Origin of the sequence: Bacillus sp. 7894-2 (genome assembly GCF_002272225.1) — a bacterium.
Taxonomy (GTDB): Bacteria; Bacillota; Bacilli; order Bacillales; family Cytobacillaceae; genus Cytobacillus.
On record NZ_NPDG01000072.1, the window covers coordinates 47,379 to 60,119 of the forward strand.

Genomic DNA, 12,741 nt, shown 5'->3' on the forward strand with positions numbered 1-12,741 from the left:
CCTTCCAAATAAAAAAATTCATTATTATATTGAGAAAAATAACTTCAGATTATGCATTAGATCATCCTTTTATAGGTATTTTTGTCAATGCTTTCAATGAAGCTAAAGTTTACGGACGATTATATGGATGAGGAAGAATTTTAATACATACAATGGTGGATTTTTACTTTCTCTTGTTCTCTTTTGGCAAAGCTTTCAAATGACGTCAAAATTAAGCTTATGCAATGCAGATTGGGTTTTTTATTGGACAAGAATCCATCGGTAAATATTTATTTTTTAGTAATTTTGTTATAATTTGTATATAATATCTGTGCGTTTCATAGGAGGGATTTTTAATGATAGAAAAGATTACCCTTAAAAATGTTGCTACTTATGATGATAGAGGAGCTTATTTGGAAAATCTTAGAAAAATTAATTTTATTTACGGTAATAATGGGGCCGGCAAAACAACAATATCAGAAGTATTAAGGAATGAAGAGAACTTCTCCGATTGTACAGTAGAATGGAAAGGTAGAAAGATGGCTACCTATGTATATAATCGAAACTTTGTAAATGAAAACTTTCAACAAGATAAAACTATAAAAGGGATATTTACATTAGGGAAGGAGTCGGTTGAACATCAAACTAAGGTCGATTCACTAAAAGAAGAAATTCTAAAACACGAAGAAGATATAGAAAAATTAGATGGAAAACTTAAATCTAAATCTGAGGAGAAGGAAAATTTAATTAATGAATTTAAAGAGAAATGTTGGGATATAAAAAAAGAAATAGACGAGAATTTTAAAGGTTTAATTGAAGGTTATAGAAATTCTAAAGAAAAGTTTATGCAAAAATGTATTGAAGAATCAAATACTACTAGGCAGTTAAAATCATTAGAGGAAATAAAATTAAAAAAGGAATCAATTTTTGACCGGCCAATAGAAAAATTAGAATTACTAAAATCAATCCTGTTTGAAACGTCTCTAGATGATAACCATATTTTCAAACAAAAAATAATTGGTAAAGAAGATGTGGATATCGCTGATTTAATAATGAAATTGAACCTAAGCGATTGGGTACAGCAAGGCTTTACATACATAAAAAACACCGATAATCAATGCCCATTCTGTCAACAAACGCTTCCTAATGAATTTGAAAAAAAGTTAGAAAGTTACTTTGACCAAACTTATATTAGGCAGATAGAAGATTTAAATCAATCCTCTATTGATTATAGGAATAAAGTAGAAGGTGTAATTAGGCAAATAGAAAACTTGTCAGATGATAAAAGTATTAATGGGGAGAAAATCCAAGAACTGCTCTCATTAATTAAGTCTAAATTTAATGAGAACATTTTACTTATAGAGAAGAAGAAAAAAGAGCCTAGTAGAATTATTGAACTGGTTGAAATATTACCATTACTTAATGAAGTTAATTCTGAAATTCAGAGGGCAAACAAAAAAATTACAGAATATAATCTTTTAATAGAGAATGTTAAAACCGAAAAAGAGAATTTAGTAAAAGATATTTGGAGATATATTGCTGAAAAAAACAAAACAAATTTCTTAAGCTTTAATAGAAAAAAAACTGAAATCGAGAAAGCTCTAGTTGGAATTAGGAAAGGTCAGAGTAAAAAAGAATCTTTTAAAATAGGTTTTGAAAAAGATTTAATTGATCTGCAAGAGAAGACAACCAGCGTGGAACATTCAGTTAGTGAAATAAATAGGATACTTAAATCATTTGGATTTAAAAACTTCAAACTAGAAACAGCTTCAAAAAAAGGTAACTACAAAATAATAAGAAACACCGGAGAGGATGTAAAAGATACATTAAGTGAGGGTGAAAGAACATTTATAACCTTTCTATACTTTTACCAGTTGTTAAAAGGCAGTAATAATAGACAAGATATAGTAAATGAGAAGGTTGTTGTTATAGACGACCCGATATCCAGTCTAGATAGTAATGTTCTCTTTATGGTAAGCAGTTTAGTAAGAGAAATAATGTTTGACATAAGAGATAATAAAACGGATATTAAGCAGCTATTTATACTTACACATAACATTTACTTTCATAAAGAAGTAACCTTTAAACAAGGTAAAAAGAGCTACGGTGAAGGCGGATATTGGATAGTAAAAAAGAAAGAAAACCAATCTTATATAATACGATTTAATGAAAATCCAATTAAGACTTCTTATGAACTACTGTGGAAAGAATTAAAAACTAGAGATAAACAAGGTCTGGCTTCAATTCAAAACATTATGCGTAGAATTCTGGAAAACTATTTTAAGTTTCTGGGCAATATTGATCTTGATAGTTTAGAAGAAAAATTTGAACTAGATGATAAAATGAGATGCCGGTCGTTAATCTCCTGGATAAATGATGGCTCTCACTTTATAAGTGACGATTTGTATGTTGAATCTAGTGACGATGTTGTAGAGAGGTACTTCCAAGTCTTTAAAAAGATTTTCGATACTCAAGGACATATAGCCCATTTTAATATGATGATGGATGATATTAATAATGAGGCTGATACTAACCCATCCGAGGATGAGGATTCTGTTGAAGAACAAGATAGATTTGCTGAGGTTGGAGCTGCAATGAGAGAAGTAGCCGGTACAAGGGAATAGAATTTGGAAAACTCCTTTTAAATATGCCAATATTCACGTGACAGTTTCTAATAATAAAAATAAAGTGCTGTAATTTACGGAGGAAATATGAATCCGATACCTAATATTTAGGATCTTCAAGTATTAAAGAAATGTTATTGAACAAAAATAGATTGAGTAAAAAATTTAAAATTATCAATTGGAGAAAGGGAACAGTTAATTTTCTCGAAATTAACATATTAGGATGAGAAACCATAAAAAGGGTTTAGAGAAAGTTAATGGCCTTGTGGTTTTTACATCAAGAAAAACTAATATAACTGGCAGTGTGCCCATTCATCTATCGGTAGGCGATTTGATAATGCAAAAAAGACGTAAAAGAATTGTTAGAGTTTCCCGTCAACCTCGCTCACGACTTACCATCGTGATGTCATCCCGTTAGAAGGGAATTATGTCCCCAGATTGATTTTAGTTATTAGGAATCAAACATCCCGTGCTCGTTGGTATTTGCAAGGTGGGTTGTAGTACGTTTCGTGGTGAAACGGTCGGTAAAGCGAGACCTGGGCGACTCAGGAGTGCATTAGGTGCATTTCTGGTACTACAAAATAATGGCGGCTCCATACTCAAAACAGGAGTAATTGTTAATGCCAGATTCACCCTTTTTAGTGAAGGGTGAATTCTGGACTTCACCACCATTAACAAATACTAGAAGTAGACTTTAGAAATTCCATTGGTTAGTCGCCAACGGAATAGGCCACACAAATCAGCTTACCAGGCGGGGTGGTCTTTATATTTATTCTCTAATTACTTATCAGAAAAAACCTTACTTAGACTAATGTATATTGAAGTACTAAATGCCATTTTTTTAAAAAAAGTTCACAATATACAAAAAGCTTGGAGGTTTTGACTTCCCAAGCTTTTTAAATACATTTTAATTTTGTAAATTAGGATGTAAATTATCCTCTTTTTAAAAAACATTTTAGATAGACTCTTCAAGACTTCCGCATCTAATTCAATGTTATTTTCATAAGCATATTTAATACCATAAACTAATGCTAAAGTCATACTACCGGCAATTCCAGCACCAACTAGAGAGCCAGCACCAGGGATAAACTTTAATGCCTGCCTAAAAAGACTCTTACCAAGATTGCCTGTCAAAGCGGCAATTGCTAATTCTTTAGCCCTGTCTTTTGTTAGAGGTTTTTCGTATAAAGTTGCTAGTCTGACCATTTCATTAAATTACTGAAGCGTTTTAGGAAAATGAGAAAGCAAAAATTGATACTTATTATATATAGTGTAAAAAAGGACCTTATTGGTCTTTTCTATTTGTAACTCTCCACATTAAAGGATGCTTCGAATTTGAAAAAGTTAGTTATTATAGACTTTAAATTGGAAATCAATTAGTTTTTAGTTGAATTCATTACCGATTTTCTTTGAATTATCGGGCAAGAGAATTGTATCTTTATATTTATCTATTTCACCTTTAATAGTTGTAAAATATCAAAAGCCGGTTTTGATAAACCTATAGTAAATTCCTTCCGTTTTTTGTTACCATCACCACTTGCTATTACTAACCCTTCGTTTGCTAATTCTCTAATTACAAGAGCCATACGGGAATGCATATTAACTAGTTCTATTTTTTCAGATACCCCATATTTAAGTAATACACTTTGATATTGAGCAGCAAAGTCTGTATACCAATCTCCTTGGACAATATTATCTATTAGTTTATAATCACCTGTTTTATTATACGTTTCTCCTTGCCAATCATTTAATTTGGTTAGTAAAAGTAGAGCTAGTGGTGATAAACTTTCAATCTTTGTAAGTAGAAAGTCTAAATCGTAGTACTTTTCTTGATAATCTTCTTGAGAAATATTAATTAATGCATCACCTAACAAATCAATAAACTCATTATAATATGGGACATTATTTAATATTCTTGAATATTTATTAAATAACATACTACCATAGGGGTCCAAAAGAAGTTCTTTAATTTGCTGAATGGTATCATTATTTACTTTTTGTGAGGTTATTAGATCAAATATTAGTGCATCAAATTTTTCTTGTTGCTGTGACTTGTTTACTTCATCATCAGTATCTTTAAAAAACTTAACGACTTTACCTAACAATCCAGTGTTAGAAAGTAAAGTACTCGTGAGGTTTTTCTTAATAGCTTGGTCTTCTATCTGTTTTTTTCGGTTATCAGAAATTTCATATTGGTCAATAAGGTTCTTTAATTCTTTCTTTTTATCCTCCGTGGTTTCTGGTAACAAAACCTCAAAGTTATTTCCCCTTACTATGTCTGTATTTTTGGACATTTGATTCACCTCTATATTAGTATTTAAGGTACATATTACCAGTATTTGTTTGGGTTAGATAGATAATATTCGTTAGAATGGTCTTTTTACATTATCTCCTTCTATTAAACTTGATAGATTGAAATAGGGTTTTTAAATAAAGGAAAGGAATTAAAATACGAAAGCGGCAAACTTTATTAATTAGAGGGAATCAACTTTATCTTAGAAAGGTCGTACGAGTTTGGAATTATTTCAGATAGTAAAGGGTGTTAGTGAAGAAAACTTACATCCTAAATTTAAATTGTTAAAAGAAAGTATAACTATGAATGACGAGCGAGATATTTTACTTGGCTGGACGGAAGGATTTGTGGATAGAGATAAAAAAATAGTAAGAGAATTTCAAGAAACATTTCATTCAACTTTTTGGGAATTTTATTTGAATGCGTGTTTTAATGAAATGGGGTTTGAACTGGAACATTCATACAATAGACCGGATTTTATTATCACATCTCCAAACAAAATATATGTTGAGGCTGTAGTATCAAATATCAAGCAGGGTGGAAGAGAAGAAAAAGACAGAGATTTAAATGATTTAATGGAAATGTTCATTCCTCCAAGTCAACAAACTGACTTTAATGAAGTTTTAGATGAAGCTATAATTAGGCATTCCAATACCATAACATATAAAATAAATAAGCATTTTCAAGAGTATTCTAAATGTGAGTGGATTGAAAAGGATGTTCCATTCTTGGTGGCAATGAGTTCTTATGATCAGGTGAATTATGGACGAGAATATATTTTTCCTATGTTAGCATTGCTTTACGGATTATATTATGTACCAGAAGAAAAGCATTACATAAAAAAGGATACAGTTGTTAAGCCTGAAACAGGAGCAAATATTCCTATTGGAATATTTAATTCTGATAAATATAGTAATATTTCAGCAATTATTTATTCTTGTACCACAACTTTAGGGAAATTAACTTCAATGGCACTGTCATCAGGAAAAAGTTCTACCAATATAGTATACAATCTTAGAAGGGATTATGAAGATAATGATATTCCATACAAATTACAGGTCGTTGATAAAGAAGTTCCAGAGTTATTGACAGATGGACTTTTTATTTTTCATAATCCATATGCAAATAATAAATTGGATGTTTCCTGTTTTGAAGAAACTAACATAACACAATATTTTATAGAAGACGGAGATATTATTTTCACAGGAAATATTACTCCAATTGTAACAAGGCTTAATATTCCAAGATTTATGCAGCCAGGCTTTGAAATATTGATTCAAGAGTATTTACGTCAATATAATAATGTTTCTCCATTTGATTTTTATAATGTTTCATATCCACAAGAAGAGAATATTAATTTTGATATTATGTGTATAGTGTGTATTTTTGCAAAATTAACAGGTGAAATCGAACCAGCAATATTTTATTATGACCGCCCACAACTTGTCCCGGATGATGTTTTAACAAGGGAAGCATTAGAACACTTTGCTAAAATGCGGGATGGCAAAACAGAGAATATTGAAAAATTGATAAGTATTTATATAGCTAGAACAGAAAGGCAATTTAACTCGCTGGGATTTAAGTAAAAAAAGAAATGTAAATAATTCAGATGCAGGTACGTACGATACTTTAGGTTTCACTATTTGTAGGAAGGTGTATTCTTTAAAAGAGTGTTAGTAAACCCACCAACATCCCTTTGTGTTGTCAAATACAGTCCACACATGTTGAGGCGGTTGCGCTGCTGGAACTCAAATAACAAGTTTGTGTTTCTATAAAAATTAGCAGGGAGAGAATTTTGTATGCATGCAAATAAAAAATGGCTCTCCATTCCTAAATAGTTTAGAAGCCAACTTAGAAAAAATGTCTTTTGTATCAAATGTAAAGATGCTGTCACTATGGAGAGTTTTACGATTGGAAACCATCAATTTGGATTAGTCCTGCATGGCAAATGCCAGCAGTGCGGGCATAAAGTGGTAAGAGTTGTTGAAGCTGAGTAAAGTTATATATAGATAGCTATCTGCCTCAAGGGGGATCAGCAGTTTATGTGCTTCTTTCAGACTCCATCCTGAAACAAGCCTGAATGAGGAGTGGTTGTTGTTAACCGCTCTTTTTTTGTTGAAGTAACAAAAGGTTGTGGTGGGAGGGAGAATCTGTCCCTTTGACCCGTCCTGGATCTATTCTAATAGATAAATACTTATCATTTTTTTTTGCTAATTTGAAAGCCGACTTTTTGTTCATGAGGCTAAGTAATCTCTGCTTAATTAGCTTATTATCGGGTTAGTATTTGTTTCTGTATTTCCCAAAATATGCATCTTGGATTTTTATACTCCAAGTCTGTACTTGAAAAATATGATTTATTTTCTGTAAAAACTTCACCTTATTGACTATGTAATAAATAAAAAAAAGATTTGGAATTTTAACCATCGAAGAATAATCTCTGTCATCACCACTCTAGCCACTGCGAAGTTTGGGAAAGATTGTAGTAACAAAATTAATTAAGCTCTACTGCTTAATAGGATAATAGGTTGAACTTCGTTTTTAGTTTTGCTAATTTTAAGATGATTTTCAGGAAACATTCTAAGTATTTAATTCATTTGGAATAATAATCAACAAGGAACATATTTACAAATTGGTAAAAAAGTAATAAACTAACAATAGTCAATAATACCTAAATTCAAATGGCAAACTACTTGAAAAAGTAGGACGCAAAACTATAGGGGCTAAATCTTCTGACACGCCAGCCAGTTGTAAATCTTTTATAGATTTTCAACGTCCTATAACGGGCGTTTTTTTGTTTTATATAGCTGAATATAGGAATGTTTGAAGGAAAAACTTAACCTGATACACATAGGCTTATAAAATTATGTTTAGTATCGTTCTAAATATTATCTGTTTAGGTGTCGTGTTGATGGCAGTTGGATCAATAGTCGAAGTTAACTGTGAAGGAATTGATTAAAGCAAATTGTATTATAAAGTTTCGAAACTGCGAAAACATTAAAAACCACAATGTTATTATATTTCAAAAATACATCTACTAACCGATTGTCAAATCAAGAAGTTACTATACTATGATAGTTTATAAAAAATTGGAATAATTCGATTGGATGGAAATGAAGATATAAAGGAATTTATTTTGGTTTATACCGTAGAAAGGTTAATGAAGGATTTTTTATCAGCAATATACACTAAAATATGAAAGTTTTGAAAGGTGTTTGGAGAGCATGGGTGGTATGTTAGATAATTTTTTTTCAAAATCGGAACAAAAGAAGTTAGCTGAATTTTCTCGGAGAGCCAAAAAAGAGTTATCCTCTTTGCCATTAATATCAGCGATTGGTGATTCACTTCAAGGTGCTTCAGGATTAGGAGAACTTCAACAAAATTTAATAGATCATCCTGACAATCCTAAAAATTGGCTTTTTTACTTTGAAGCCTTTACTTTCTATAAAAGAATAAATAGTGGTGTCAATGTAGGACGTGGGGTCATTAATCCTGTGGGTTTTTTTGCAGGTAAAGGTATATCAAAAGGGTTAAATACATTGGATGATACCTATGAATCTTTTGATCCTATAAAATGTTTGGGCATGACAATTGCTTTATCTATGAAAAGAATAAAGGATAAGAATAGAAAAATATTAGGTGAGGACCTTGTTATCTTGGCTAAAGCATTAGGGTACTCAGCAGCATCTGCAAATACAATAAATCAAAGAAACAAAATGCTAAACTATGGCATTGATTATATGTCACGGGCAATTCAAGTGGAAAAAAACCAAGGAAAAAAAGCGGAATACTTATTTTATCTTTCTCAACTCTATGATCAGGGACAGAATAAAATATTGAAACTAAGAACATTAAATATATCTAGAAAATTGGGATTCCAGCCTGCAGATAAATTATTAAAATCTTTATTAAAAAAGAAACTGCAAGATAACAATGATAAATTAGTCATAGATCAAACAGTAACAAATACGCCATATAGAGCATTCTATTTAACATATTATCCAGACATTGATTCACGTATTGAAAATACTTGGGAACATGTAAAGAAGCAGCAGCAAAAGAAGTTATCTGAAACAGGTAAGAGAATTGGGAGTTTTTTAGACAAACATTTATAGGAGGATGCAAAATGGCTATAGATTTTGACCCATTCGATGTATTAGATATGAACTATGACATGGAAGTTGATGCAAACGATCTACAAATGTACGAGTTGGAAAACCATGGTACCTATTCAATCAATGATATTGATCATGATTTAGTTCTTGATAAATTCGATATGGATTTAAATAATGATCTATATATAGACAAATTTCAAGCAGATTTAGATCACAATAATATAATTGATAGTTTCGAGCAAAACTTTGGACTTACTAATTGGAATCATGATTTAAACCATGATAAAAACATCGATGCTATAGACCAGGCTTTGGCTAAAAGTATTTATGGTCTATAGAATCATAAGTTAAATCATGTCTAGAGTTATATTGAAAATGAAAATAAATTTTTCTTGACTGGTGTTAGTCTTTTTTGCCTATGACTATAAAGGTGGATAATGATGAGTTTTAAATATTGCCCTAATTGTGGTTTAAAGAGAAAAGTGAATTCAGCTAATTGTAGTAATTGTCAATTTAATTTCAACTCTATTAGTTTTAGTAAAATGAAAGATTCAATAGAAAATCGAAATAATCAATCAGTTGATAAACCAAATGTGCTTTTCTCGGTAATTAGTTTTATGACAAATACAATTTTTATCTTTTGGTATGTATGGCTATATTTTATAACTAAAGAGACTATTACCCGTGGTGATTCCGAAATTCAAGTTATTACATATCCAATTTTGTTAGCTTTATTCTTTTATATTCTTTCAGCAATATTATATTTTAGGAAAGGCGGATTTTTTTTCTGGATATCTGTAATCTTGGTTTTGATTATGATAGTACCAGAAGTAATATTTTTGTTTGAATTTAAGGAGTTCTATAATAGCGTTGGGAATATTTATGGAGATATCGATTCGTTTTTAGTCATCTCAGCAATCCCATTATTTTTCTCCCTAATTATTTGTGCATGTAACGTTGTGATTATTTTCATGAGGTTAATAAAAAAGCCAGGTAAAAGTTGAAATGAACGCGTCGAAGTAATTTAATTTTTGATGAATGTGTTACAAAAGTACTTTATGATTTAATATGCTTTCTTCAAAGATTAGATGGTAAGAATATTCTTATGTAATAATGGCTTTTTGGACTAGTCATCTGTGATGACAGTATGTACTAATTTGTGAGGGGCGCATGGAGTGAATTTATACGCCTTACTCTATTTAAATCGCAAGTGCTATTCCAATATATTAATGAGATTTATATGCACGATCAAATCCTCACATGTTGAGGCGTGTACGCTGCTGGAACTCAAATAATACAATTGTGCCGGATCAGCTATTAATCGCAAATAAGCAAACATTAATATGCCTATAACATGATAATTACTATTTTATAGGCTTGTTTCAGACCTCCGTCCTGAAACATTTGAATAAGGAGTGGTATGCTATTAACCGCTCTTTTTTTGTTGGAATAATAAAGTTTATGCTCAAAGATGAACCTGTCCCCCTGACCCGCCTAATGAATTCAGTTTGACCCCTTTGAACCATTCCCGCCTGAGCAAACCAATACCATAGAGTACTACAAAGAATACTTACAAAATGATATATATAATCTCTCTTTTTCAGTCAGCTGAAAGGTTCCATCCCTGAATTTTAATCATTAATAAAAAATTTTTAATTCACCCTGTCCTTTTTACTGTTTTCTTTATATATAGAGGGTGAGGAGCTGAATCAATGGATAGTGTCAATGATGACCATTTTGAGAATCAGTGTACCATTTTGAAGATATTCTGGAGGGATTTAAATGAGCAAGTTTTTGGTGGGGGAGCGGCCTATTATATTGATTCCATCGCTCGCGGTGAAGCTGGGAATGAAGGAGGCGATCGTGCTACAGCATGTCCATTATTGGCTTTCGGTCAGCAGGAATGAGAAGGATGGACGAAAATGGGTTTACAACACGTATGAAGAATGGAAGAAACAGTTGCCTTTTTGGTCGCTGAGTACAATTAAACGGACGATTTCCATTCTTGAGGAAAAGGGTTATCTCCTGTCGGATAACTTCAATGCACATAATTGGGATCAGACGAAATGGTATTCGATTGACTATGAAAAACTAAAAGAGATTGAGGGAGAATTAAAAGGACCCATTCAAATAAAGGGCAGTGAATTTTCCCATCTGGATGACGAGGAAACGGACATTCCGTACGCTGCCATCATCCAATATCTTAATGAGAAAACGGATTCAGGTTACCGGGAGAGCTCCAGGAAATCGAGGAGTCTGATCAGGGCATGGTGGGAACAAGGCTTCACCCTGAAGGATTTTCAAAAGGTTATTGATTTGAAGACTGCCGAATGGAAGAGAGACCCGCAATATTCCCGCTACCTGAGACCTGAAACATTGTTTGGCTCAAAATTCGAAGCGTATTTAAATCAAAAGCCGCAGGCAAAACAGCTGCGGGAGGAAGATTTTAACCTTGACTGACTAAATGGATTTGCTAAAGAGCCGCTGCTTAAAAACGAAGGAAAAAATATCTAATGTGAAACCTCTGCAGGCAGTTTGATAAAAAGTGACCAACCATGGTATAAGTGTATAAGTAGCAGAAATAGGCTGCTTTTTAATTTTGGGATATGGGTTCGTATGATATCCCTTAATGAGAGGATTGGAATGTAAAGATGAAAGAAAATTTCTGGCGTGAGTTACCGCGGCCATTTTTTATACTGGCACCCATGGAAGAGGTGACAGATGTTGTTTTTCGCCATGTGGTGAGTGAAGCAGCAAGACCTGATGTGTTTTTTACTGAGTTTACAAACTCAGATAGTTATTGTCACCCTGAGGGGGTCAATAGTGTGCGCGGGCGTTTGACTTTTACTGAGGATGAACAGCCCATTGTCGCACATATCTGGGGAGATAAGCCAGAATACTTCCGTCAAATGAGTATTGGGATGGCGGAAATGGGTTTTAAGGGATTGGATATCAATATGGGCTGTCCTGTACCCAATGTGACCCAGAATGGGAAGGGAAGCGGGCTGATCCGCCGTCCAGAACTGGCAGCAGAACTAATACAGGCAGCCAAAGCAGGAGGCTTGCCGGTTAGTGTTAAGACAAGGCTTGGCTTCACAGAGGTAGACGAATGGAAGACCTGGCTGAAGCATATTTTGGAGCAGGACATTGCGAATCTTTCCATCCACCTGCGTACACGGGACGAAATGAGCAAAGTGCCTGCGCATTGGGAGCTGATCCCGGAGATTAAGGAGCTTCGCGACCAGGTTGCACCGGATACACTTTTGACAATCAATGGAGATATTCCTGACCGTCAAAAAGGCTTGGAGCTTGCCGAGAAATACGGAATTGATGGAGTTATGATAGGACGAGGCATATTCCATAATCCATTTGCCTTTGAAATAGAGAAGAAGGATCACACTAGTGATGAATTGCTGGACCTCTTAAGATTGCATATGGATCTCCATGATCAATATTCACATTTAGAGCTGCGGCCGTTCACCGCTCTTCACCGCTTTTTCAAAATTTATGTCAAAGGATTTCCAGGGGCAAGTGCACTGAGAAATCATTTGATGAACACAAGGTCAACAAATGAAGTGCGTGAATTGCTTGATGCCTTTGCGTCACAGAATCTTGAAAATAATAACTGAATTGATAAAAGGGGATGGGCTTGCGGTCCATCCTCCTTTTTAAGGCTGTTTTGGCGTAAAGTTTGTTGCTTTTTCATAACTTAGTTAAATTTGCTGAGTTGGTT

Annotated in this window: 9 protein-coding genes and 1 riboswitch; of the genes, 7 read left to right on the top strand and 2 right to left on the bottom strand. The window is 33.0% G+C overall.

Annotated features, from left to right (window positions below):
- Positions 1-335 precede the first annotated feature (335 nt).
- Positions 336-2,603: an AAA family ATPase gene (locus CHI10_RS11510; protein ID WP_095244428.1), complete on the top strand. Its 2,268-nt coding sequence runs from the start codon at positions 336-338 to the stop codon at positions 2,601-2,603.
- An 852-nt stretch (positions 2,604-3,455) separates the two neighbouring features.
- Here the strand turns inward: CHI10_RS11510 and CHI10_RS11515 are convergent.
- Both CHI10_RS11515 and CHI10_RS11520 read right to left on the bottom strand, forming a co-directional pair.
- Positions 3,456-3,809 carry a hypothetical protein gene (locus CHI10_RS11515; RefSeq protein WP_095244429.1) on the bottom strand — a complete coding sequence of 118 codons (354 nt, stop codon included), beginning with the start codon at positions 3,807-3,809 and terminating at the stop codon, positions 3,456-3,458.
- A gap of 242 nt (positions 3,810-4,051) precedes the next feature.
- Positions 4,052-4,897, bottom strand: coding sequence for a hypothetical protein (locus CHI10_RS11520; protein ID WP_095244430.1), 846 nt, complete (start codon positions 4,895-4,897; stop codon positions 4,052-4,054).
- A 220-nt stretch (positions 4,898-5,117) separates the two neighbouring features.
- Between CHI10_RS11520 and CHI10_RS11525 the strand changes: the two genes are divergently transcribed.
- From CHI10_RS11525 to CHI10_RS11555, 6 genes are all read left to right on the top strand, one after another.
- The gene (locus tag CHI10_RS11525) at positions 5,118-6,482 is read left to right on the top strand and encodes a hypothetical protein (protein ID WP_095244431.1); all 1,365 of its coding nucleotides are present in this window, start codon (positions 5,118-5,120) and stop codon (positions 6,480-6,482) included.
- Between the two features lie 1,084 nt (positions 6,483-7,566).
- Positions 7,567-7,649: riboswitch (cyclic di-GMP riboswitch) on the top strand.
- Positions 7,650-8,117: 468 nt separating this feature from the next.
- Positions 8,118-9,008, top strand: a complete 891-nt coding sequence (locus tag CHI10_RS11535; protein ID WP_095244432.1) for a hypothetical protein — start codon at positions 8,118-8,120, stop codon at positions 9,006-9,008.
- An 11-nt stretch (positions 9,009-9,019) separates the two neighbouring features.
- The gene (locus CHI10_RS11540; RefSeq protein ID WP_076260223.1) at positions 9,020-9,346 is read left to right on the top strand and encodes a hypothetical protein; all 327 of its coding nucleotides are present in this window, start codon (positions 9,020-9,022) and stop codon (positions 9,344-9,346) included.
- Positions 9,347-9,448: 102 nt separating this feature from the next.
- Positions 9,449-10,012 (top strand): hypothetical protein, encoded by a 564-nt coding sequence (locus CHI10_RS11545; RefSeq protein WP_095244433.1) that lies wholly within the window; start codon positions 9,449-9,451, stop codon positions 10,010-10,012.
- 778 nt (positions 10,013-10,790) lie between these two features.
- Positions 10,791-11,468 (top strand): conserved phage C-terminal domain-containing protein, encoded by a 678-nt coding sequence (locus CHI10_RS11550; RefSeq protein WP_095244434.1) that lies wholly within the window; start codon positions 10,791-10,793, stop codon positions 11,466-11,468.
- A 191-nt stretch (positions 11,469-11,659) separates the two neighbouring features.
- Positions 11,660-12,637 (top strand): tRNA dihydrouridine synthase, encoded by a 978-nt coding sequence (locus CHI10_RS11555; RefSeq protein ID WP_095244435.1) that lies wholly within the window; start codon positions 11,660-11,662, stop codon positions 12,635-12,637.
- Positions 12,638-12,741: the final 104 nt, after the last annotated feature.

What these genes read in the sequence shown, in the direction of transcription:
- CHI10_RS11540 (WP_076260223.1), top strand. Translation starts at nt 9,020, where the DNA reads ATGGCTATAGATTTTGACCCATTCGATGTATTAGATATGAACTATGAC.
- CHI10_RS11555 (WP_095244435.1), top strand. Translation starts at nt 11,660, where the DNA reads ATGAAAGAAAATTTCTGGCGTGAGTTACCGCGGCCATTTTTTATACTG.
- CHI10_RS11520 (WP_095244430.1), bottom strand. Translation starts at nt 4,897, where the DNA reads ATGTCCAAAAATACAGACATAGTAAGGGGAAATAACTTTGAGGTTTTG.
- CHI10_RS11535 (WP_095244432.1), top strand. Translation starts at nt 8,118, where the DNA reads ATGGGTGGTATGTTAGATAATTTTTTTTCAAAATCGGAACAAAAGAAG.
- CHI10_RS11545 (WP_095244433.1), top strand. Translation starts at nt 9,449, where the DNA reads ATGAGTTTTAAATATTGCCCTAATTGTGGTTTAAAGAGAAAAGTGAAT.
- CHI10_RS11510 (WP_095244428.1), top strand. Translation starts at nt 336, where the DNA reads ATGATAGAAAAGATTACCCTTAAAAATGTTGCTACTTATGATGATAGA.
- CHI10_RS11550 (WP_095244434.1), top strand. Translation starts at nt 10,791, where the DNA reads ATGAGCAAGTTTTTGGTGGGGGAGCGGCCTATTATATTGATTCCATCG.
- CHI10_RS11515 (WP_095244429.1), bottom strand. Translation starts at nt 3,809, where the DNA reads ATGGTCAGACTAGCAACTTTATACGAAAAACCTCTAACAAAAGACAGG.